This is a genomic window from Cytobacillus sp. (assembly GCF_032154635.1).
Classification (GTDB): Bacteria; Bacillota; Bacilli; order Bacillales; family Cytobacillaceae; genus Cytobacillus.
This window is the reverse complement of sequence record NZ_JALDXW010000006.1, coordinates 26,067-49,199: the sequence shown is the minus strand read 5'-3', so window position 1 is coordinate 49,199 and position 23,133 is coordinate 26,067. Positions and strand designations below refer to the sequence as shown.

23 protein-coding genes and 1 riboswitch are annotated in these 23,133 nt (G+C 39.4%); of the genes, 7 read left to right on the top strand and 16 right to left on the bottom strand.

Translation table 11 applies throughout. The annotated features are described in order from the left end of the window. Window positions 1-5: 5 nt before the first annotated feature. From RUH74_RS06370 to RUH74_RS06350, 5 genes are all read right to left on the bottom strand, one after another. Window positions 6-1,985 (bottom strand): heme lyase CcmF/NrfE family subunit, encoded by a 1,980-nt coding sequence (locus RUH74_RS06370; protein ID WP_313799437.1) that lies wholly within the window; start codon window positions 1,983-1,985, stop codon window positions 6-8. A gap of 18 nt (window positions 1,986-2,003) precedes the next feature. Further along, window positions 2,004-2,450 (bottom strand): cytochrome c maturation protein CcmE, encoded by a 447-nt coding sequence (locus RUH74_RS06365; protein ID WP_313799436.1) that lies wholly within the window; start codon window positions 2,448-2,450, stop codon window positions 2,004-2,006. A gap of 3 nt (window positions 2,451-2,453) precedes the next feature. Next, window positions 2,454-3,428: a hypothetical protein gene (locus RUH74_RS06360; RefSeq protein WP_313799435.1), complete on the bottom strand. Its 975-nt coding sequence runs from the start codon at window positions 3,426-3,428 to the stop codon at window positions 2,454-2,456. A gap of 396 nt (window positions 3,429-3,824) precedes the next feature. Continuing rightward, window positions 3,825-3,989 carry a glycogen biosynthesis protein GlgD gene (locus tag RUH74_RS06355; protein ID WP_313799434.1) on the bottom strand — a complete coding sequence of 55 codons (165 nt, stop codon included), beginning with the start codon at window positions 3,987-3,989 and terminating at the stop codon, window positions 3,825-3,827. Between the two features lie 11 nt (window positions 3,990-4,000). Continuing rightward, complete coding sequence (locus tag RUH74_RS06350; RefSeq protein ID WP_313799544.1) at window positions 4,001-4,267, bottom strand: YtzC family protein; 267 nt, start codon at window positions 4,265-4,267, stop codon at window positions 4,001-4,003. Window positions 4,268-4,468: 201 nt separating this feature from the next. Between RUH74_RS06350 and mnmL the strand changes: the two genes are divergently transcribed. After that, entirely contained in the window at window positions 4,469-5,437 is a 969-nt protein-coding gene (gene mnmL / locus RUH74_RS06345) for a tRNA modification radical SAM protein MnmL/YtqA (RefSeq protein ID WP_313799433.1), read from the top strand. Beyond that, window positions 5,434-6,006: a tRNA 5-(aminomethyl)-2-thiouridylate-methyltransferase MnmM gene (gene mnmM / locus RUH74_RS06340; RefSeq protein WP_313799432.1), complete on the top strand. Its 573-nt coding sequence runs from the start codon at window positions 5,434-5,436 to the stop codon at window positions 6,004-6,006. The genes mnmL and mnmM overlap by 4 nt, the downstream gene beginning before the upstream one ends. Window positions 6,007-6,225: 219 nt before the next feature. On the opposite strand, the gene RUH74_RS06335 is transcribed toward mnmM, so the two are convergent. Both RUH74_RS06335 and RUH74_RS06330 read right to left on the bottom strand, forming a co-directional pair. Further along, on the bottom strand, window positions 6,226-7,320 hold the full coding sequence (locus RUH74_RS06335; protein WP_313799431.1) for a tetraprenyl-beta-curcumene synthase family protein: 1,095 nt from the start codon (window positions 7,318-7,320) through the stop codon (window positions 6,226-6,228). 51 nt (window positions 7,321-7,371) lie between these two features. Beyond that, the gene (locus RUH74_RS06330; RefSeq protein ID WP_313799543.1) at window positions 7,372-8,178 is read right to left on the bottom strand and encodes an alpha/beta hydrolase; all 807 of its coding nucleotides are present in this window, start codon (window positions 8,176-8,178) and stop codon (window positions 7,372-7,374) included. A 201-nt stretch (window positions 8,179-8,379) separates the two neighbouring features. Between RUH74_RS06330 and RUH74_RS06325 the strand changes: the two genes are divergently transcribed. After that, entirely contained in the window at window positions 8,380-8,895 is a 516-nt protein-coding gene (locus RUH74_RS06325) for a gamma carbonic anhydrase (protein ID WP_313799430.1), read from the top strand. Window positions 8,896-8,958: 63 nt separating this feature from the next. Here the strand turns inward: RUH74_RS06325 and metK are convergent, their stop codons facing one another. After that, window positions 8,959-10,158: a methionine adenosyltransferase gene (metK, locus tag RUH74_RS06320; RefSeq protein WP_313799429.1), complete on the bottom strand. Its 1,200-nt coding sequence runs from the start codon at window positions 10,156-10,158 to the stop codon at window positions 8,959-8,961. Window positions 10,159-10,496: 338 nt separating this feature from the next. Then, window positions 10,497-10,612: riboswitch (SAM riboswitch) on the bottom strand. A gap of 93 nt (window positions 10,613-10,705) precedes the next feature. Beyond that, on the bottom strand, window positions 10,706-11,080 hold the full coding sequence (locus RUH74_RS06315; RefSeq protein ID WP_313799428.1) for a thiol-disulfide oxidoreductase DCC family protein: 375 nt from the start codon (window positions 11,078-11,080) through the stop codon (window positions 10,706-10,708). A 221-nt stretch (window positions 11,081-11,301) separates the two neighbouring features. Between RUH74_RS06315 and pckA the strand changes: the two genes are divergently transcribed. Further along, window positions 11,302-12,888, top strand: a complete 1,587-nt coding sequence (gene pckA, locus RUH74_RS06310; protein ID WP_313799427.1) for a phosphoenolpyruvate carboxykinase (ATP) — start codon at window positions 11,302-11,304, stop codon at window positions 12,886-12,888. 77 nt (window positions 12,889-12,965) lie between these two features. On the opposite strand, the gene RUH74_RS06305 is transcribed toward pckA, so the two are convergent. After that, window positions 12,966-13,736, bottom strand: a complete 771-nt coding sequence (locus RUH74_RS06305) for an alpha/beta hydrolase family protein (protein ID WP_313799426.1) — start codon at window positions 13,734-13,736, stop codon at window positions 12,966-12,968. Between the two features lie 177 nt (window positions 13,737-13,913). Here RUH74_RS06305 and RUH74_RS06300 point away from each other — a divergent pair, with 177 nt between their 5' ends. The 3 genes from RUH74_RS06300 (at window position 13,914) to RUH74_RS06290 (ending at window position 16,562) form a co-directional block, all read left to right on the top strand. Beyond that, complete coding sequence (locus RUH74_RS06300; protein WP_313799425.1) at window positions 13,914-14,909, top strand: ABC transporter substrate-binding protein; 996 nt, start codon at window positions 13,914-13,916, stop codon at window positions 14,907-14,909. A gap of 86 nt (window positions 14,910-14,995) precedes the next feature. After that, the gene (locus tag RUH74_RS06295; RefSeq protein WP_313799424.1) at window positions 14,996-15,775 is read left to right on the top strand and encodes an ABC transporter ATP-binding protein; all 780 of its coding nucleotides are present in this window, start codon (window positions 14,996-14,998) and stop codon (window positions 15,773-15,775) included. Further along, window positions 15,753-16,562 carry an ABC transporter permease gene (locus RUH74_RS06290; protein ID WP_313799423.1) on the top strand — a complete coding sequence of 270 codons (810 nt, stop codon included), beginning with the start codon at window positions 15,753-15,755 and terminating at the stop codon, window positions 16,560-16,562. The genes RUH74_RS06295 and RUH74_RS06290 overlap by 23 nt, the downstream gene beginning before the upstream one ends. A gap of 35 nt (window positions 16,563-16,597) precedes the next feature. On the opposite strand, the gene asnB is transcribed toward RUH74_RS06290, so the two are convergent. The 6 genes from asnB to RUH74_RS06260 form a co-directional block, all read right to left on the bottom strand. Beyond that, window positions 16,598-18,448 carry an asparagine synthase (glutamine-hydrolyzing) gene (gene asnB, locus RUH74_RS06285; RefSeq protein ID WP_313799422.1) on the bottom strand — a complete coding sequence of 617 codons (1,851 nt, stop codon included), beginning with the start codon at window positions 18,446-18,448 and terminating at the stop codon, window positions 16,598-16,600. A 33-nt stretch (window positions 18,449-18,481) separates the two neighbouring features. Then, window positions 18,482-19,819 carry a type I glutamate--ammonia ligase gene (glnA, locus tag RUH74_RS06280; RefSeq protein WP_313799421.1) on the bottom strand — a complete coding sequence of 446 codons (1,338 nt, stop codon included), beginning with the start codon at window positions 19,817-19,819 and terminating at the stop codon, window positions 18,482-18,484. Window positions 19,820-19,916: 97 nt separating this feature from the next. Then, the gene (gene dapF / locus RUH74_RS06275) at window positions 19,917-20,792 is read right to left on the bottom strand and encodes a diaminopimelate epimerase (protein WP_313799420.1); all 876 of its coding nucleotides are present in this window, start codon (window positions 20,790-20,792) and stop codon (window positions 19,917-19,919) included. A gap of 13 nt (window positions 20,793-20,805) precedes the next feature. After that, the gene (locus RUH74_RS06270) at window positions 20,806-22,044 is read right to left on the bottom strand and encodes an LL-diaminopimelate aminotransferase (RefSeq protein ID WP_313799419.1); all 1,239 of its coding nucleotides are present in this window, start codon (window positions 22,042-22,044) and stop codon (window positions 20,806-20,808) included. A 151-nt stretch (window positions 22,045-22,195) separates the two neighbouring features. Continuing rightward, on the bottom strand, window positions 22,196-22,363 hold the full coding sequence (locus tag RUH74_RS06265; RefSeq protein WP_313799418.1) for a hypothetical protein: 168 nt from the start codon (window positions 22,361-22,363) through the stop codon (window positions 22,196-22,198). Between the two features lie 45 nt (window positions 22,364-22,408). Next, window positions 22,409-23,131: a hypothetical protein gene (locus RUH74_RS06260; RefSeq protein ID WP_313799417.1), complete on the bottom strand. Its 723-nt coding sequence runs from the start codon at window positions 23,129-23,131 to the stop codon at window positions 22,409-22,411. Window positions 23,132-23,133: the final 2 nt, after the last annotated feature.

The window sequence follows — 23,133 nt, the reverse complement described above, 5'->3', positions numbered from 1 at the left end:
TTCTTTCATGCATGAACACCTGCCTGCCGGTTATTCATTTTAAAAAAGGCTGACGTTTTTCCTCCAATAAGTGCGATGGCCGTTCCGATCATCATCAAAATGCCTCCTGCCCAAATCCAGCTGACAAAGGGATTAACTTTCACAACAAATGTCACTTTCTCTTTGCTTTCCCATGAACTAAGCACGACATATAAATCCTCTTTCCAATTCGTTTTTATTGCAACTTCTGAAGAAGGCTCAGGCCATGTGCCATAAAATATTTTCTCCGGATGGATGGTTCCATTGCTTTTTCCTTTATATTTAACATCGATTTCAGCAGCCACAATTCCGTTTCCTTTTTCCTGTGTTTCAGTCAGCTCGTTAAAGGTAAGCTCGTAATTTCCAAATGTAAAGCTTTCACCTTGATTCACCGTTTTCATCATCTCTTCAGAGTAAGCATTAGAAGAAATAACACCTACTGCAATAACCGCGATTCCAATATGAACGATGTAGCCGCCATATCTTCGCTGGTTTTTCCTTGTCAATTGAAAGGCTGCTTTTATAAATCCTTCCTTCGTTGCTTTTCTTCTAGCTTTAATCCCTCGCCAAAACTCAGCAAGATGTACATTAAACATAAATACTGTAACTGTCAGTCCAATAATGGCATATATCCCTTTCACACCCATTGCTACAAGAAATCCTGCGAATAGAAGGGCGACAATTATTGGAACAAGCGTGCTTTTTATAAACCGGTCGAAAACCGCCTTCTGCCATGAAATAAGTGGACAAATGGCCATTAAAAATAGAAGGGCAAGCATGATTGGTGCCATCACTTTATTAAAATAAGGGGCGCCCACATTTACTTTTGTTCCTGTCAATGTTTCAGAAATCAGCGGATACATCGTTCCAAAGAAAACAGCAAATGCAGCAGCAACTAAAATGAAATTATTTAATAAAAAACTGCTCTCCTTTGAAAAATAAGCCTCAATTGGTCTGCTTTCCTTTTTAATCAGCTGATAACGAGTAATCACAACATAAATAGCAAAGATCATCATAAAGCCCATAAAAATTAAGAAATAGGTTCCTAAATTGCTATCACCAAAGGCATGAACACTTGTTAAAATGCCGCTTCGAACAAGGAAAGTACCAAAAAGTGAGAGAATATAAGACAAGATAATTAGACTTATATTCCAAGTTCTGAGCATGTTTTTGCGTTCCTGAATCATAACCGAATGCAGAAAAGCAGATACAGTCAACCAAGGAAGGAAGGAGGCATTTTCTACTGGATCCCATGCCCAATAACCGCCCCAGCCAAGTTCAAGATACGCCCACCATCCACCGACAATATTGCCGATTGTTAAAAAAAGCCATGCAGTTAATGTCCATCTTCTCGTTAGTTTAATCCACCCTGCATCCATCTTCTTCATGAGCAAAGCGGCAATGGCATAAGCAAACGGAACGGCAAGTCCGACATATCCCATATATAAAGTGACTGGATGTATGACCATTCCAGGATTTTGCAGCATCGGATTCAGCCCTTTTCCATCTGCGGGAATCATCTCTGTCATCTCAAAAGGGTTTGCGTTAAAAATCATCACAATGTAGAAAAATAGCATATTTAACAATAAAATATTTGAAACATACGGAATCATATTGTTTTGTTTTTTCTTATTTAACACAATAACAGCTGCATAAATACTTAATAAAAATACCCATAGGAGCAATGACCCTGCATTTCCTGCCCAAAAAGCGGCAAGCTTATAAACGAGCGGCAGCTGATTATTTGTATAGGCTGCTACATATTTGAATTGAAATTGGCTCGTACCAAGAATATAAAATAGCAGGAAAGCGGAAATGCTCGTTACAAAAGCAAGGGATAAGATTCCTCCTCTAGCACTTTCCAGCCATTTTCTATCATTTCTTTTTATACCGATGATGTTTGCTGCTAAAGAGTATAACGAAATGGCGATGCCTAGTATGAGCGCGATATTACCGATTAAATACATGTTGTCACCCGCTTTGTCTTATTCATTCTGCTTTTTTTCGTTCATATTTTTATGCATTTCCGCGTCATAATTTTCTGGATCTTCGCCTTCATACTTTGAAGGACATTTCGTCTGTACCTTTTCAGCTTCAAACACGCCATTATCTTTGATAAACCCTTCCACAATCACAATGACATCCTCTGAAAAATTATCTGGTTTCACCCCTTTATAAATAATTGGAAGGGGTGAACTGCTTTCTTCATCAACAATTTCGAATGTCAATTCAATCTTGTCGGCATCCCATTTGACTGAATCTTCTTTTAAAAGTCCTTGTGTCAGAACGTACTCGTCCTTATAGTTCTTAGTAAGCAATTCTTCAATGGAAATCTCTTTGCTTCCTGCGCTCGGCATAGTAGAAAAAAACATAATCATAATTGCGACTGCAAAAAGTGACAAACCAAAAATAATTTTTTTGTTTTTAGACATTTTTTATCCCCCTAGTTTTTTTAGCAATTCATCATATTCTTGCTGAGAAATACTCCCTTCTAAAAGCATTGCTCGTAACCGCGATTTCTTCACTTTTTCATCTTGCTGTATCTTTCCGGACTGTTTATTGTGAATCTGCTGAGATGCTCTTTTTCTTTTCATGAAGAAAATAAGAAAGATTGCAGAGAAAACACTTACACCTCCAACAACAGTAAGGATTTTCCAAATTGGAAGTGTTTCATTTTTCTGTATTGCCTTTTCTGCATGCTCTGGATTTCCGGTCATTTCTTCCATTATTTCCATCGTTGTTTTTGTTTCCGAGCGCTTGTACTCAAGCTGAATTTCTTGGGTCCCATCTGGCTTCATCCCTTGAATTTGATATAAGAACATATTCATTCCGTATCCATTTTCCTGATGGGAATCTGCTGAAGGTGATAACTGAAAGCTCTCGGACTTCAATGGCTCTAAAAAAAGCACACTGACAAGACCGATATCAGCAAAACTTTTAAATTGGTATGTTAATTTCTTTGTTTCTTTATTAACAATTAATTGATTCGTATAATATTCAATAACAAATTTATATGGCTCATTTGGCTGTATGTCTTCACTTGTTTCCCACGAGATCGTACGATTTTCTTTATCCATTTCATATTCGATTTCATTCAGCTCAGTTAAATCACGATTATAATCAGCGACAAATCCAATTCGAAAACCCTCCTCATCCATTGGAAGGGGGATCTCGATTTGTCCTTTTACTGGTTGATCTGTAGGATTGATTAATGTGCCATGATATCCAATTAATAAAGAAGGATGATCCTTTTCTTTATCCTTTGGATGATTGGCATACTCTGGCATAACTTGAACCTTTAACTCTTCCATTTTGAGGATAGCTGCTTGATTATCCGCTCTTGTGTAGCCTGGTACACTCAGGAGCAGAGTTATCATCCCTATCCAAGTTAAGATTCTCTTTTTCATCATTTGACACCCTTTCCACTGAGAAACGCTATATTATGAACATTTTGTGAATATTTTCACATGAACCCTTTTAGAAAAGAATCGACACATCTTAAAATTAAGAAATGAAAAACCGTTTTTCTAACACATTCATACCATTTTTAATCGCTTACCTTATTTAAACCATTTTATAAGCTTGTTTATCTGTGACATTACGCACGTTATTTCTGTAAGTTCTTTACCACTTTGTGAACGAGGAATAATTTGCAAGTAGAGTTGCTGAAGTGGATTGGCCACCTCCGACGGTTCACTCGGAAAGTTTTTTTTTACCTATCTGTCTTGTAACCTCGAGTTCAACACTGTTTAGATCTAGACAAAAAATTAGCCCTGATGCGTGAGTTGCATCAAGGCTTTTATTCCTTATTCAGGGTGGAATTTAGATTTAACAGGCTGTCCTTTTTTTTCATACAGTTTTTTCGCCTGCTTAACCAAATCAAAATCACTGCCTAATTCTAAATCATTGCTATTGACGCCATTTTTTGTTTTCTGTTCAGGGTTATTCTGCTTTGAGCGTTTTTTTACCAAGCTATTCCCTCCTATTCATGCGGAAGAGTAATCATCTGGTTCTGGAGCTGCTGCAATTGGAGCCTCATTCGATGAAGTTGTTCTCGCTGCTGTGCATTTGCGCTAAGTGCCATCTTTGCTAAATCATTGTACGCATTCTCAAGAGATTGGAGCGCATAAGTGTATCCTTCATCGTTATAATGCGCTTGCAGTCTGCCTTCTTCATATTGGTCTTGGGCAAAGCGAATTGCATCCTCGCATTGCTGAATAAGCTTATCCATCGATTCACGAGTTGCCATCATTTCCCCTCCTACATCAGAATGGGTTATAAAGAAGCATCAGGCTTCATCCATTAGTTTGTTCATATTTTTCGCTTCCTACTATATAAATTGCTGGCATTTTCACTTGAAACAATTTACTTTGGCTATCATGATTACTTCGTGTTATGATTATTTTTATGCAGTATTTTCGAAAAGACTTAAACTTAGGAGGTTTTGCGAATGACTAAGACCCATCCTTTTCCGTTTGCCGCTGACGACAAACGTTACCATACATGGAATTACCATTTACGAAATGAATTTGGCTTTAAAGTGTTTAAGGTTGCACTTGACGGCGGCTTTGATTGTCCGAATCGTGATGGCACAGTTGCACATGGCGGCTGTACATTCTGCAGTGCCGCAGGTTCAGGCGACTTTGCCGGTAACCGGGCAGATGATTTAGAAACACAATTTAATGAGATTAAAGAAAAAATGCATCACAAATGGAAAGATGGAAAATATATGGCCTATTTCCAAGCCTTCACAAATACCCATGCACCTGTTGAGGTATTAAGAGATATGTACGAAAGGGTACTGCAGCAGGAAGGTGTTGTCGGTTTATCCATTGCTACAAGACCAGATTGTCTTCCAGATGATGTGGTTGAATATTTAGCCGAGCTGAATGAACGTACGTATTTATGGGTAGAGCTTGGACTGCAGACGGTTCATGAAAGGACAGCTCTTCTGATTAACCGGGCACATGATTACAAATGCTATGTTGAAGGCGTAGAAAAGCTTCGCAAGCATGGCATTCGCGTTTGTACACATATCATAAATGGCCTCCCGCTAGAAACGCCAGAAATGATGATGGAAACTGCCAAAGAAGTGGCCAAGCTTGATGTCCAAGGAATCAAAATTCACTTGCTTCACCTTTTAAAAGGAACACCAATGGTGAAGCAATACGAAAAGGGCATGCTTGAGTTCTTATCTTTTGAAAACTATGTAAGCTTAGTTTGTGACCAATTAGAAATTTTACCACCGGAAATGATTATTCACCGTATTACAGGCGATGGTCCTATTGAATTAATGGTAGGTCCAATGTGGAGCGTAAATAAGTGGGAAGTCCTTAACGCGATTGATGCGGAATTAAAGCGCAGAAACAGCTGGCAGGGTAGATTTTATAAGCCGAATCAAGTGGAGATGCAAGCATGAAGCTTGATGGAATTTTGCCATATGCCCGGCAATTACTTGAAAAAGCAGTGTCTTGCGGTGACTGCGTTGTTGATGCTACGCTTGGCAATGGGCATGATACCTTGTTTCTAGCTCGTTTAATTGGTGAATCTGGGATGGTTTATGGTTTCGATATTCAGGAAGAGGCCATTTTCAACACACGGAATCGTTTGTCGGATGAGCAGCTCGCCGATAGAGTTACTTTGTTCCATAAGGGGCATGAACATATTATGACCAGTATCCCAGAATCTCACCATGGAAAAATAAAAGCAGCTATTTTTAACTTGGGCTATTTGCCTGGAGGAAACAAAGTGATTGTAACCACACCTTCAACAACGATTTCCGCCATCAAACAGCTACTAGGAATAATGGCTCCTGAGGGCATCATTGTGCTCGTCGTTTATCATGGACATCAAGAAGGAGCCGTTGAAAGAGATGCGCTCCTTTCATTTGTGAAACAATTGGACCAAAAAGGTGCACATGTTTTGCAATATCAATTTATCAATCAGCAAAACAATCCACCATTTATTATTGCGATTGAGAAACGGTGACCGAATCAAAAAACTGCAAAATTTAAAAAGGGAACGATCCTCTATAATGGATTGTTCCCTTTTCTTTTCATCGAGCAGCAAGAAACATTGCTACATTAAAAATTCGTAACGTTAAAGTTAATCAAGACATTCGCAGGCATAATTGAATTCTCCCCATATCCAATAATAAAAGGAAAATGGGAAAGGAATCACAGATTCTTTCCTCTTTTCCTTTTATTATCATCGTAATAATGCTTTCTTAAAATAAGCTGGAATCCAATTTTGCATGGCACGATATGCCCTTCCATTCCAATAGAAGAAGTAGCTAATTCCTCCACCCGTTTTTATCATGCTCCTTGCAAGCTTTTTGACATTCTTTTGCTTTCTTACTTTTTTATCAGATAAGTAAATACCGAGGAGGCCACGATTGATTAACTGATGAAACCGTTTATGTGGAAGCTGTTCGGTATGCTTGTCCGCTTCGATAACAAAATGCTTGAGCCGCTCAAATAGCTTCTCCTCGTTCTCATAGTAAAAACAAAAGTTTAAGTCTCCTTCTTCACGGTCTTCTTCCTGATCAATAAAATAATCTAAAAGAATGTGCAGACCCTGTATGTAAGGAAAGTATCCATTGCGGATACTTTTAGCATAAGCTATTTCAAAGTCATCCCTCATAGCATATGAAATGAGACAAAAGATCCCTAATGTCGATCCCGAACATGCAGAAAACTCATACCATTCCATTTCAGGTATTTTCTCTTTATATTGGTGAAACCAATCCTGCAACCGTGAAACCCGCTCCTCAACTTTCACATGCTTATGGATTTGCAAATCACAGTAATAGCGACATAGCTCGAATAAATAATTCTTTATTTTTCCATAGTCCGGAACTTCAGAAAGAACATCCCTGCAAGTAGCTGCAAGGTCTGCTAAGTAGTTGCCATCATCCTGCTCCATACGAAAGCGATAATAATTCTTCGGCTCAGCATCTAGAGATAGAGCGTCGATCATAGATTCGTGAAGCGCAGAAAAATCTTCAGGATTTAGAGAGGTGCTACGGTCACATAGATTATCTAAGTAATCGCTAATCGTTTGATACGCAACAATAAACTTAATGGCGATTGGAAATTTTTCTTTTGCCATTAATGCCATAATTGAACCACCTTCACAATGGAAGGTTTTATGTTCTATACTCGCCAATGCCTGCTTCCTTAGTTCCTGGTCTGGAATCATCTCAGCTCTTTCTTTCCAAAAGTTTAATTCCTTATGCACCAATGGCAAGACCCTGCGATATACTTTAGACATTAAACTAATTGGCATGGTAGGAACAACCATATTATCCACTCCTAAGTAATAGGACACTTATACTAGCCATTCAAGTATTTCTTATATTTCAATATAGCCAATCGCCTTTAATTGACTGGAAACAAAATCCTTCGCATATTCAAATACATCTTCTCGATCAGGTTCATTAAATATTTCATGATAATATTTAGGCCATTCTTTAAACCGTTTTTCAGAAAAAGGAGCAAGACTGAACCATTCGCTCACTGTTTTCTTATTGACAATCAAGTCATCTCCCCCTTGCATAACAAGAAGGGGGACATCTTGTATTTTATCAAGCTTTTCAAATCCAAGCTTCATCGCATTCATTAGTTCTCGATACCATCTAACAGACACTTTCTTAACATATAAACTATCATTGGCATCCGCATCGCGTACATCCTGATTACTCGTTGCCATTTCTACCGTAAGTCCCGAATCCAATTTCAGGCTTGGAATAATTAGATTAAGCCCGATAGAAAGAATGTCAATCAGCTTTGAGGGCTTTTTGATTAATCCTAAACATGGAGATGACAAAATCACTCCTGCTAAATTCATTCTTTCTTCCTGAAGCAGACGTATAGAAATTAACCCACCCATACTATGTCCTAAAAGGAATACAGGTAAATCAAACTGGTAGGCAGCCTGAATCCAATCCTTTACCTCAGTGAGATACTCATCAAATGATTCAATATGGCCCCTGCTTGATCTTGTTGTCATCCCCTGGCCTGGAAGATCTCCCATAATGACATGAAAACCTGATAATCGCCATTTTTCTATAAGCCACCCATAGCGGCGATGATGCTCCATCGCACCATGAACCATTACAATGACTGCTTTAGCCTCTCCTTCAGCTTCCCATTTCCACATCATATTTCCTCCTAAACCTTATGTTGAAGCGAAAAACCATTCTTTCTAAATTATAGCTTAGAAACTGGAATTCATCACATGTAACACCGTTTTTTTTAATTAAAATGTTTATTTTTTCAATATTTGAACTTGCAGCTTTACTTTTGCCCCTTTGTCGTATGTTAGAATAGATTGAAAATACGATTAAGAGGGGCGTTACATATGATTTATCCTTATAAAGAAAAGATGCCTAAAATTTCTAAATCAGCATTTATTGCTGATTTTACGACGATTACCGGAGATGTTGAGATAGGAGATGAATCAAGTATTTGGTTTAATACAGTCATAAGAGGCGATGTAGCTCCTACAATAATAGGAAAAAAAGTAAACGTACAAGATAATTCTGTCCTCCATCAAAGCCCAAACAACCCATTAATTCTTGAAGATGAAGTAACGATCGGTCACCAAGTCATTCTTCATAGCTGTATTGTTAGAAAAAAGGCGCTCATTGGAATGGGCTCGATTGTTCTTGATCAGGCTGAGATTGGTGAAGGGGCATTTATCGGTGCAGGTAGCCTAGTTCCACAAGGGAAGAAAATTCCGCCGAACACGCTAGCTTTTGGCCGACCCGCTAAAGTGATTCGTGAATTAACAGAAGAGGATATTAAAGATATGGAACGTATAAGCAGAGAATATGCTGAAAAAGGGCAGTACTATAAGTCTTTACAAAAGAAGTAGGGGATTATTCCAACAATTAGAAAAAAAAACAGGAACTGCATTTGCAGCTCCTGTTTTTCTATATTATTTTCCTGCTTCAGCACGTAAAGTTTCTGCTTTATCCGTACGTTCCCATGGAAGATCCACATCCGTACGGCCAAAATGGCCATATGCAGCTGTTTGCTTATAAATTGGGCGGCGTAGATTAAGCATATTAATAATTCCAGCTGGACGAAGGTCGAAATGTTTACGGACAAGATCAACCAATACATCCTCGCTCACTTTTCCAGTACCAAATGTATCGACAGAAATGGAAACTGGCTGTGCCACACCAATAGCATAAGCAAGCTGAACTTCTACTTTATCTGCTAATTCTGCAGCTACAATATTTTTTGCCACATAACGCGCAGCATAAGCAGCTGAACGGTCAACCTTTGTCGGATCCTTACCAGAGAATGCCCCACCGCCATGGCGAGCGTATCCGCCGTAAGTATCAACGATAATTTTACGGCCAGTTAAACCTGCATCCCCTTGAGGTCCACCAATAACGAAACGGCCTGTTGGGTTAATGAAATACTTTGTATTTTCATCAATTAGCTCTTTCGGCACTACAGGGTTAATCACGTGTTCTTTTAAATTGCGCTGAATTTGCTCCAGGCTAATCTCAGGGTGGTGTTGAGTTGAAATAACAATTGTATCAATACGGACAGGTTTGTTATTTTCATCATACTCTACGGTTACTTGCGTTTTGCCATCTGGACGAAGGTACGGAAGAATTTCTTCTTTGCGCACTTCCGTTAAACGACGTGATAATTTATGCGCTAAAGAAATGGGCAGCGGCATAAGCTCTTTTGTTTCGTTACAAGCATAACCAAACATCAAGCCTTGGTCTCCTGCACCGATCGCTTCGATTTCTTCATCACTCATTGATCCTTCACGAGCTTCAAGTGCTTGGTCAACCCCCATCGCAATGTCAGCTGACTGTTCATCAATGGACGTTAAAACTGCACAAGTTTCTGCATCAAAACCGTATTTTGCACGCGTATAGCCAATTTCTTTCACTGTTTCACGCACAATCTTTGGAATATCTACATAAGTAGAAGTAGTAATTTCACCAGCCACTAGAACGAGACCTGTTGTTACAGACGTTTCTGCAGCAACACGCGCATTGGCATCCTTTGCTAAAATAGCATCCAAAATCGCATCAGAGATTTGGTCACAAATTTTATCCGGATGGCCCTCAGTAACTGATTCAGAAGTAAACAAACGACGCTTTGTTGACATCTGGATTCCTCCTTATTTATATATTATAGGCAAGATTGCTTAGCAGGAAGCAACCTTAGGTTGATACGGAACTCATTCCCTAAGTAGTATGAAATAAACAGGGAGTTTTTATTAATATGCCCCTTTAACACTTACACACAGCCATATTAAAAACTCAAAAAACCAAAAGCCGTCCATCAAATTTGCATGAGAAAAACTTTGCTTATTTATCGCCAAGTGGTTATGGCGGAAGCCTCAGTTTTTTTATTATACTTTAATCCATAATAAAAGTTTCATAAAGTACAAAAAAACCTTTTCATATGTGAAAAGGTTGAAAACAAATCGATTCGCGCCTTTCACTCTTATCGTTCAAGGCTCTAAGTCCTTGCGTCAGGTTAGCACCTTTGCTAAAAAAGATCTTTAACAGGTTGCTGGGCTTCATTGGGCCTGTCCCTCCGCCAGCTCGGGATAAGAGAGTATCCGTTCAAGGTAAAATCATAACGTATAGAGTGAATTTATGTCAATAACAATCTGAATAAAATTGTTGTTTTTTCATTATTAATTTATGCTATAATGAACAACTTCCATCCTCACATTTTCTTTTTAGAAATTTATGACGATTTTTAGCAACCCACTGATAAATTGGATTTCCAATTATATAGGAAAATGGGATGTATAAAAAAATCCCTAATAAGCAGAACAAAGGGACACGCAGGAACAAATGTCTTATTGCATAAAAGCCCTTTAACACATGACCATTGGAAGTAATAATATGAAGTTCTTTTCGCAAACTAGCTTTATCAAACAAAAATGGCTGTTCATTTTTTTCATATTCCTGTAATGAGACCCATTCGATTTGTCGAAACCAGTCAAGCTTATTAAAAATTCGCATGGATTGCTTGCATAACGAGCATGTTTCATCGTACAATGCAGTCGTTTTCATAAGATCATCTCGTTTACGTTTGGTATTTCCATTTTAACATATATGTAAAAGAGTTCTTATTTATTTTTTAAGAACAGTTAGCTGTAAACTAATTGTGACATTTTTATTATTTTTAGAAAAAATTTTTTAATAGTATAGATTAATCATCCAAATGTGTTATACTAATTAGGAGATGTAATCACTTTCAAAAATAATACTGGATAAAGGAAGGTATTCATCAGATGAATTCTGTTAGCATTCCAAATAAATTGATCGATTTACTAAAAGGGAATAATATCCAAATTCAATTATCTGTTCCTCAGCTTGTTGAAAAAGTATTAAACCGTAATGAAGGATCACTGACATCAACGGGAGCTGTTGCTGCAACAACTGGCAAATATACAGGGCGTTCGCCTAAAGATAAGTATATAGTGAAAGAACCGTCAACATTAGATTCAGTTGATTGGGGAAGTGTGAACCAGCCAATCTCTGAAGAAGTATTCTCTAATTTATATAATAAAGTGCTAAGCTACTTACAAGAAAAAGACGAAGTGTTTGTTTTTAAAGGATTTGCAGGTGCTGATAAAAAACATAGGCTGCCAATCCAAGTCATAAACGAGTTTGCTTGGCATAACTTATTTGCACATCAGCTGTTCATTCGCCCTACAGATGAAGAATTATTGGATCATCAAGCAGAATTCACAGTTATTTCCGCACCAAACTTTAAAGCGGATCCTGCTGTTGATGGAACTGCATCCGAAACCTTTATTATTGTTTCTTTTGAAAAACGTACGGTGTTAATTGGCGGAACAGAATATGCTGGCGAAATTAAGAAATCCATTTTCTCAATCATGAACTATTTACTTCCGGAAAACGGAATCCTTCCTATGCATTGTTCAGCTAACGTTGGGCTTGAAGGTGATGTTGCCCTTTTCTTCGGTCTTTCTGGCACAGGAAAAACAACTTTATCCGCAGATCCAAATCGCCGTTTAATCGGTGATGATGAACATGGCTGGTCTCCAAACGGAGTATTCAATATTGAAGGTGGCTGCTATGCGAAGTGCATCAACCTTACTCGTGAAAAAGAACCGCAAATTTTTGATGCGATCCGTTTCGGCGCCGTGCTAGAAAACGTGGTTATTAACAATGAAAGCCGAATGGCTGATTATGATGACAACACTTTAACTGAAAACACTCGTGCGGCATATCCAATACAGGCTATTGATAATATTGTGGATCCAAGTATTGCTGGACACCCTAATACGATTGTATTTTTAACGGCGGATGCATTCGGCGTCCTGCCTCCTATCTCTAAATTAACAAAGGAGCAGGCGATGTATCATTTCCTAAGCGGCTATACATCTAAGCTTGCAGGTACAGAGCGTGGAGTCACTTCACCAGAAGCAACCTTCTCCACATGCTTTGGTTCACCATTCTTGCCTCGTGCCGCGACAGAGTATGCTGAAATGCTTGGGAAGAAAATTGATGAGCATAATGCGAAGGTATATCTTGTGAATACAGGCTGGACTGGCGGCGAATATGGAGTTGGCAATCGTATGAAGCTTCCATATACTCGTGCAATGGTTCAATCCGCCCTAGAAGGCGAATTAAATAATGTGGAGACTATCAAAGATGAAATCTTTGGTCTTGAAATTCCACTTCATGTTCCTGGAGTACCTGATGAAGTGCTTCAGCCAAACAAAACTTGGGATGATCAGGCAGCCTATGAAGTAAAAGCGAAAGAGCTTGCTGCTAAGTTCCGTGAAAACTTCAAAAAGTTCTCTAACGTCCCTGCTGAAATTGAAGAAAAAGGCGGTCCAACCGCTTAATATACTCTATATATCGATGTTGTAAATTTTGCTTCATTCCCCGAAAAAAGGAATTGCCTTTAATGGCAATTCCTTTTTTACTGTTTCTTCATCCAACCGGTTAAATCTCGGACGACTTCCCGGTTGATCGCAGGAGGAAAGTAATGGGTAAACCCTTGGAAATACCAGCTTTCGACTTTTTTCCTTAGCGTTTTTAATCTTTTCTCTAAACGGTAGGCATGTTCGGCTGAGACATTTTTATCTTTTTCCCCATGTATAATTAATACGGGAGATTGAATCCTTTCTATTTGAAAAAGAGGCGTTCGATACTCGTATCGCTCCGGAAACTTCGTTGGTGTTCCTCCAATCACCCTTTTCATCATTCTCCGTAAATCCTCTCTCTCTTCATATGTTAGAAACATATCACTGACACCCCCCCAAGTCACTACTGACTTCGCCTCAGGGAATTGAATAGCAGTCAATAGCGCCATGACACCCCCTCTAGAAAAACCAAAAATATGTGTTCCTTTCACCCTCGGATGAGATTGCAGGAGTCTAAACGCTGAGAAAGCATCCTCACGATCCTCGCCTGCAAAATCTTCATTCCCTTCTCCTTCTTGATTTCCACGATAAAATGGCGCAAAGACGATAAATCCCTCTGATGCAAATTGAACAATACGCCCCGGTCTCACCTTCCCGACATTTTTGATTCCCCCACGTAAGTACAGGAAGCCATCATACATTTCATTACCTTTAGGCTCAGCTAAAAGCCCCTTCACTTTTAAATCGTCTGAAAGATAGGTAACGATTGATAACTCAATGCTTGGATTAGGTGATGGAAACCTTTCTTTATATATGATTTGGTCCATTTTTGTTCATCTCCTATTCTGTTAGCTTACACTGGAATTATTCTTTAACTGGCCGGATTCCCCTAATATATCTATAATTAAAAAGTTTATCTAGGCATTCACACATTTTTTACACCCTCATACGATAATGTAGGCTTTGAAAGCTGATATATCTTGAGATAAATGGAGGTTTAAGCGATGAAAAAATGGCTGAAAATTAGTTTTTCCCTTGTTTTAATTGCCATTCTTATTATACCCCTTGCGGCCTGTGGAAAAGATAAGGTTCAAAATATTCGTATCGGTGAAGTAACAAGATCCATTTTCTATGCGCCGCAATATGTTGCACTTGAAAAAGGATTTTTTGAAGAGGAGGGCCTGAATGTCGAACTGACAACTACTGCTGGTGGAGATAAGACGATGACAGCTTTATTGTCAGACAGTATCGATATAGCACTTGTAGGCTCTGAAACCTCCATTTATGTTTATGCTCAAGGCTCAAGTGATCCAGTTATCAACTTTGCAGCACTCACTCAAACAGATGGTACATTTCTTGTTTCTCGTGAAAAAATAGACAATTTTTCTTGGGAGCAATTAAAGGGAGCAACCTTCCTTGGTCAGCGCAAAGGCGGCATGCCCCAAATGGTCGGTGAATTTGTTTTGAAAAAGCATGGCATTGACCCACACCATGATTTAGATTTAATTCAAAATGTTGATTTTGCTAATATCGCTCCAGCTTTTGCCTCCGGAACCGGTGAATTTGTCCAGCTTTTCGAACCAACAGCAAGCGTGTTTGAACAAGAAGGGAAAGGCTATATCATAGCCTCATTTGGGGAGGAATCCGGGAACCTTCCATACACAACATTTATGACAAAAGAAAGCACGATTAAAGAAAAGAAAGAAACGGTTGAAAAGTTTACAAAAGCTATTTATAAGGCGCAACAATGGGTTGACTCACATAGTGCGAAAGAAATTGCTGAAGCGATAAAAGGCTATTTTGACAACACAAATATAGATACGATTGAAATGGTTGTCGATCGATACAAAAATCAAGGCTCCTTTGCAACGAATCCTATTTTAAATGAAGAAGGCTGGAATAACCTGCAAGATGTCATGGAGGAAGCCGGCGAGCTGCCTGAACGAATTGACTATGAGACACTTGTTAATACAGAAATTGCCGAAGAAGTAATGAAATAAAGTGAAACTTCCATCAGTGGGGGGCTAACTGCCCGTTGAATTACAATCATTACACTTCAATAGAAAAAATAGGAAGGAGGGCTCCAATGGATTTCTTAAGTTTACAGGGAATTCACCATACGTACTTTACAAAAACCTCTGCCACAACAGCCCTCTCCGATATTTCACTTGAGATCGGAGAGGGAGAATTTGTTTCCTTCCTTGGCCCAAGCGGATGCGGAAAAACAACCCTGCTTTCAATTATAGCCGGCTTACTTGAGCCGACTGCAGGAACGGTTACATTAGAGGGAAAGGACGTTCAGGAAGCAAGTAAAAATATTGGCTACATGCTCCAGCAAGATTATCTCTTTCCATGGAAAACAATCGAAGAAAATATCTTATTAGGGTTTAAAATTGATGGCAGCCTTAATGATTTAAAAAGAGATTACGCACTCACCTTACTCGAGAAAATGGGACTTAAAGGGGTAGAGAAGCAATATCCAAAACAACTATCTGGTGGAATGAGACAGCGTGTGGCATTAGTTAGAACGTTAGCAACCGAGCCGAAACTGCTTATGCTTGATGAACCTTTTTCCGCACTCGATTATCAAACAAAGCTGAAGTTAGAGGATCTCGTTTCCAATACATTAAAATCCTTTGGAAAGACAGCTATTTTAGTGACTCATGATATTGGAGAGGCCATTGCAATGAGCGACCGCATTTTCCTCTTCTCATCCAGTCCAGGACAAATTCATAAAACGTTTATTATTCCAGATGAGTTAAGAGAAGCAACACCATTCAATGCACGGAGCCATGAAGCTTATTCAAGTATCTTTCAAACTGTCTGGAAGGAGCTGGAATCTCTTGAACCCACAAACAAATATTGAACAAGGGCACCGCAGGTATCTTCAATCGTTAAAGCGTGAAAAGAAATGGGTGCGTTTTTACCAGCTTATCATTTTTCTAGTCTTTTTTACTGGTTGGGAAATTGCTAGCAGAATGCAGTGGATTGATCCATTAATCTTTAGTGCACCATCAAAAGTATGGGAGCTCTTCCTTACAAAAGTCCAAGATGGAACTTTATTTGTAGATTTAAGCTACACCCTTTTCGAAACCATCTTTGGGTTTATTTTAGGCACCGTACTAGGCACCTTGCTCGCAGCCATCCTTTGGTGGTCACCCATGCTTTCCAAAATAGCGGATCCCTATTTAGTTGTCTTAAACTCGATGCCTAAGGTAGCACTTGGCCCGATATTGATCGTGGCACTAGGTCCAAGCTTTACTTCCATTGTGGCAATGGGTGCAATCATCTCGATTATTATCACAACAATCGTCGTTTATACTTCATTTAAAGAAGTTGATGCTAACTATATAAAGGTACTGCAGACCTTTGGTGCCACCCGATTTCAAATATTCAAAGAAGCCATTTTACCTGCCTCTTTCCCTGTCATCATCTCCACACTTAAAGTCAACGTCGGCTTATCTTGGGTCGGGGTCATTGTTGGGGAATTCCTTGTTGCCTCAAAAGGGCTTGGGTATATGATCATTTATGGATTCCAAGTATTTAATTTCACACTTGTCATGCTTTCTCTGCTTGTGATTGCTGTATTTGCAACAATAATGTATCAACTAGTTGAACTGTTAGAAAGAAAGCTAATTAAAAATGGGTCGTAAGAAAAGTGGCAGCAGCTTTTCTTACGACCCTATCTTTAGTTTTCAATAATGTTAATTTTATACTGTTCAAGCCACATATTAATTTGTGCTAGATGAGCAATGAGCTGTGGTCCTGTCATCAGCTGCCCATACCAAGGAACTTTAAATGAGGATCCATCGGAATCAATGATTTCTTGGACTTTTTGTTTCGAGATAATTTCTAGAATTGGGGAGGTTTTGTTGTTGAGGATCGATGATAACTTGTTTTTGACTAGATACATATATTGCGGATGATATGTTTTTGGATAGGGACTCTTTTTCCGGTAAAGCACCTCTTTTGGAAGCACGCCTTCAAGAGCCTTTCGTAGGATGCCTTTCTCACGGCTATTCAGCATTTTCATTTCCCATGGGATGTTCCAGGCATATTCCACGATACGATGATCAGCAAATGGCACACGCACCTCTAAGCTTGCTCCCATGCTCATACGATCTTTGCGATCAAGCAATGTTTGCATAAACCAAATCATATTTAAATAAGACATTTCCCTTCGGCGAGCTTCTGCTGATGATTCCCCATCTAATTGAGGAGTTTCTAAAACTGTTTCGTTATATCGCTCCTTCACATAGCTTGGCAGTTCAAGTTTCTCCTGCCATTTTGGAAGAAGGAGCTGCTCTCTTTCAGCATGTGATCTCATCCATGGGAACCCATTGGTATGAAGCAGCTCTTCTCTATAAAACCACGGGTATCCTCCGAAAATCTCATCTGCACACTCGCCTGACAAAGCTACTGTGAAGTCCTGTTTAATTTGCTCGCAAAACCATAAAAGAGAGGAATCAACATCGGCCATTCCTGGTAAATCTCTCATTCGAACAGCATCCTCCAAACGATCGGCAAGCTGTTCATTATCAATGATTGCTGTGTGATGGATTGTGCCTAAATACAGCTGCACCCTTTGAATCCATGGACCATCCTGATCAGGCTGAAATGTACTTGCTTCGAAATACTCACTGTTGCGATCATAATCAATCGAGTACGTGTGGAGTAAATCCCTTCCTTCCTTTTTAAAATACGCGGATGCAAATGCACTGAGCGCACTCGAATCAATCCCCCCTGATAAAAAAGTACACACAGGCACATCTGCAACCAACTGACGTTCTACAGCATCCTTCACTAAATATTTTACTTGATCTACCGTATCCTCTAATGAATGTGGATGCCTTTTACTTTCTACATTCCAATAGCGCCAAATCTTCATGCCATCTCTTGTAAATGTAAGAGCATGGGCAGGGCGAAGTTCTTTAATCCCCCTAAAAACGCCATGACCAGGAGTCTTTGACGGGCCTAATCCGAAGACTTCCTGAAGTCCTTCCCTATCGATTTCCGCTTTCACATTCGGATGAGCCAAAATGGATTTTAATTCTGAACCAAATAAGAGTGAGCCCCATTCTTCTTTATAAAAAAGTGGTTTCACACCTAGTCGATCTCTCGCCATGAAAAGTTTCTCCTGCCCATGGTCCCATACAGCAAAGGCAAAGATTCCATTTAAATGGTCTGTGCAGTTTTCTGCCCACTCCATATATGATACTAAAAGAACTTCTGTATCAGAATGGCTTTTAAATGAGTGGCCGCGCTGGATTAACTCTTTTCGAACGTCCTCCGTATTATAAAGCTCCCCATTATATACGATCGTATAGGTGTTTCCGTTTTTTGTTTTCGTCATCGGCTGTACGCCACCTTCAGGATCCACAACAATAAGCCGTTTATGTCCAAATGAGACATGGCGTGCGCTCCAGACACTCGAAGCATCTGGACCGCGCTTTGCTAAGGTATTTGCCATCTTTTCCACGATGAATTCTTCTTGTGTTAAATCTTGATGCCAATTAATCCATCCTGTTATTCCACACACAAATTATCACACTCTTTCGTTATTTTTTAACTATTAATATTGTAAAATGTACTGTTCCCGCTCCCATGGATGGACCTGCGTCCGGAACATATCCCACTCAATTTCTTTTGCCTCAATAAAATGTTCAAACAGATGCACACCTAGCGCACTTGTTATTACTTCATCTGATTTTAAATTTTCAAGTGCATGTGCTAATGTAGACGGCAAATCCGCGATGCCATTTATAATCCGTTCTTCTTTAGACATGACGTAGATGTTTCTATCCACCGGCTTAGGGGGAGTTAAACTATTTTTTATTCCATCTAGTCCGGCAGCTAATAAAACAGCCATTGCCAAGTACGGATTAGCAGCGGGATCTACACTTCTTACCTCTACACGGGTACTCATTCCACGGGATGCTGGTATGCGTATAAGCGGGCTTCTATTTCTCGCTGACCACGCGACATAACACGGTGCCTCATAGCCAGGCACTAGCCTCTTATACGAATTGACTGTTGGATTTGTAATCGCGGTGAAATTTGGGGCATGCTTTAAAATACCGGCAATAAATTGTCTCGCTGTCTCACTTAACTCTAACGAACCCCCTTTCTCATAGAATGCATTCTCCCCTTCCTTAAACAAGGAAAGGTTACTATGCATGCCAGATCCATTTACACCAAACAATGGTTTAGGCATAAAGGTTGCATGGAGCCCATGTTTACGAGCAATTGTTTTGACAACAAGTTTAAATGTTTGAATATCATCACAAGCCTTTAATGCATTCTGATATTTAAAGTCAATTTCATGCTGACCCGGAGCTACTTCATGGTGAGAAGCCTCAATTTCATACCCCATTTCTTCTAACTCAATTACGATGTCACGGCGGCAGTTTTCGCCAAGGTCTGTTGGCGCCAAATCAAAATATCCGCCTTGATCATTCAGCTCCAGTGTTGGCTGACCATTCTCATCTAGCTTAAATAAGAAAAATTCCGGCTCGGGCCCCACATTAAAATCTGTAAATCCCAATTCTCTCATTTCGTCTAAAATACGTTTTAAATTACTGCGAGGGTCTCCTTCAAATGGCGTGCCATCTGGATGATAGATATCGCAAATCAGGCGGGCAACCTTCCCTTTTTCAGCTGTCCATGGAAAAATAACAAATGTGTCTAGATCAGGATATAAATACATGTCTGATTCTTCAATGCGAACAAAGCCTTCAATTGACGAGCCATCGAACATCATTTTATTGTCCAATGCCTTTGGCAGCTGGCTGATTGGAATTTCCACATTTTTTATCGTTCCGAATATATCAGTAAACTGTAAACGGATGTATCGGACATTTTCCTCGTTAGCCACTTTCATAATTTCATCTTTGCTATAAGACTTTGCCATTTAAATTCCTCCCTTTTAATAATTATCTGTGATGAAACGGTCTGTTGATTTCCGCTGCGTGCAAAAATAAACATTCCCCTCTACAAAATCCAATAAATTATTTATTTTTAACTGGTATCGTCTCTTCCATAGCTAATTCGCCATGGCAAATATATGCAGCCTCCCCACTCTTCCAAACATGGCCATTTTCATCCCATTTAATGATCAGCTGCCCCCCAGGTAAATGAACAGTTATTGGCATATGTTGATCAACCAGGTGATTTAATGTGGCTGCAACAACAGCTGCACAAGCACCCGTGCCGCAGGCCATTGTTAGCCCAGAGCCTCTTTCCCATACACGGTAATGTATTTCTTGTCGGTTTTTTACATCGACTATGCCTACATTTACTCGTTCAGGAAATAAATCAGCGTACTCAATTTCAGGACCCATTTCTTCTAAAGGAAATTCATCTACAGCATCAACGAAAATAATTGCATGTGGATTGCCCATAGAAACACATGTCATTGGAAAACTTCGTTCGCCAATGGTAAGGAGTTCATTGATCGTCTGTGTTTCTGGGTCACCTTTCATCGGAATCTTTCCTTTCGTCAGTTTTGGCTTTCCCATATCAATGGTTACCGATCGAACAATCCGTTTTTTATCTGGTTCCACCATGACATGAACGACTCCGCCTAATGTTTCAATTGAAAAATCTGTGCTTGTTGCATACATGTGGTCGAAGAGATATTTCGCTACACATCGTAAACCGTTTCCACAATTCTTTCCTTCTGAGCCATCTTCATTAAAAATCCTCATTTTAAAATCAGCGATATCAGAAGGACAAATTAGGATCATCCCATCTGATCCGATCCCTGTGTTTACATTGGAAACCGTCCTAGCAAGCTGCCCAAGGTCTTGCTCTTCCATTGGCATTTCCAATAGATTAAAAAAGATATAATTATTCCCCAATCCATGCATTTTCGTAAATTGCATATTGGTCCTCCCTTCAAAAGATGAATACATCTCGCCTTAATCTATTTTCAATCTCTTGGATTACTCGAAACTCTTCTGCGATCCCTTTTGCCTGGAAGGTAACTGAAAAGCGGACATATGGATCTGCCTCATCCCATGGAACAGTAGAGATTAAATGCTTACGTATTAAATATTGGCTAAACTCCTCTGCCGATTGAAAGGATGGACCTCCAACTACCGCTTTTGGCGCCTTTGTATATAAGAAAAATGATCCCTTCGGCTTCTCCGAACGAAAGCCACACACTGACAATGCATTTACTAATAATCCATGCCTCCGCGAATATTTTTCAGCAGTTTGAATCGTTATTTCTGGATGAGCAAGTGCATGTGCAGCCGCTTTCTGAATAGCGATGAATTGACCGGAATCATTATTATCCTTTACAGTTGCAAATGCCTTGACAAGCTTTTCGTTCCCTGCGACAAAGCCAATACGCCATCCTGTCATATTGAATGATTTTGATAAAGAATGGAGCTCAATGCCAACGTCCTTTGCCCCTGGTACGGAGAGAAAACTAAGCGGCTGCTCCCCATCAAAGACAAGGGCTGAATAAGCGGCATCATGCACGACAATAAGCTCATGCTTCTTGGCAAATCGAACAACTTCTTCAAAAAATGCTGCAGTTGCAGTCGCTCCAGTCGGGTTATTCGGATAGTTTAAATATAAAAGCTTTGCCTTTTCTAAAACTCTATCACTCAATGTATCTAGCCTCGGTAGAAACAAATTTTCTTCCGTCAGGGGCAACTGAACGACATCACCGCCGCAGTACTTTGTATGAGTAGCTAAAATCGGGTAACAAGGTGAAGGCATAATTGTAAGATCACATGGATTGATAAAAGCTGAAGGCAGCATCGCTAACGCTGATTTTGAGCCAATCACATGATTTATTTCTGTTTCAGGATTAAGGTGGCTAACACCAAACACCTTTTCCATATAAGAGGCAGCTGCTTGCTTAAACTCAACAATGCCGTTATCCGCATAAAAACGGTTTTCGTGCTTTCTTGCTTCTTCTGCCAATTTTTGCACAATACGATTATCCGCCATCTCATCAGGTTCTCCTACTCCTAAATCAATTAATTCTATATGTGGATTTGCTTGAATGGCTTCTCGTTTTGCTCGTTTAATCTTTTCAAATTTGTAAATTTCATCTTTCAATCCAAATTGCGAGCCGCCTATCCGGTCTGCAAATAGCTGCTGAATATAATCTGTTGCCATTGGGACTCCTCCATTGTCGGTCTGCTAATCTAAAATGTTATGATCCATCTTATCATCCATTTGACCTTTTGGATTTACACCCATTCATTGAATATTTGCACTTTTTTACACATTTAAGAAGAGGCATATCTCCTCACCGTCAATTAATTAGCTAGCTAATTAATTGACGGTGAGGAGATATGCGGTATGTTATAACAAATAAAAGCTGAAGGTCACATTGCCATAGGATAGTACCGAAATTAACATTTATATCAAGCTTACTAGCGGCTCTTGTAGAAACGATTAGTTCAGGGAAAAGAGCGTAATCCGTTTGGATCAACGCTTTCCCTCCCCTTAAAATTGGTGAAGCCATAATATTTTTTGCTTATTTCCCTACTCTATATGCTGTCTCACTAATTATGAAACTTAACTTTAAACGGCTTAACCATGCTTCCGAATCTGATACTCTTCCATTGGTACTATTTATATCATCCTGATATTCCAATCCTTCCACAGGCAGATAATTAACCTCTAAGTTTGCGATTCTATGGACAATCATAGCCCATTCCGCATCTGTCATTTTTTCTTTAGAGCAATCTTTTATATAGTTCCCTGCCTCTCTTGAGTACGCACATGAACCAGCAGTAATATCCACTTCTTTCCCCAGCTCTATAGAGCAAATCTTATTCGTAATTTTTTCCGTTTCTTGCCACTCGATTGGGTGAGTTTGAAATGCTCTTTCTGTTCTGCCAAAAATTAAATAATTAAACTGAGGAATGAAACTTACTATTTTTCTTAATTCAATCGAGTGTTTCTGTACCCAGGTTATTAACCTATCAAAATCGCAGTAATGAAAGAACTGGCTTGTTCCAGTTAGACCAAACTTAACTGCCTCTCTTCTTGCGTGTGCTGCACCTAATTTAGGGATTATCTTTGTTTTAAACTTACTATTTTCTAATGCATCCAATAGATTATTTGATGATTCTTCACTAACGGTAATAAAAAGTTCGGAATAAATATCTTCCAACAGCTCTTTGAACTCTTGAAGTAGCTTGACGTTTCTTCCATGCGGATCATGGGTTACTGTAATTAAAGCCGTTTGAATCATCC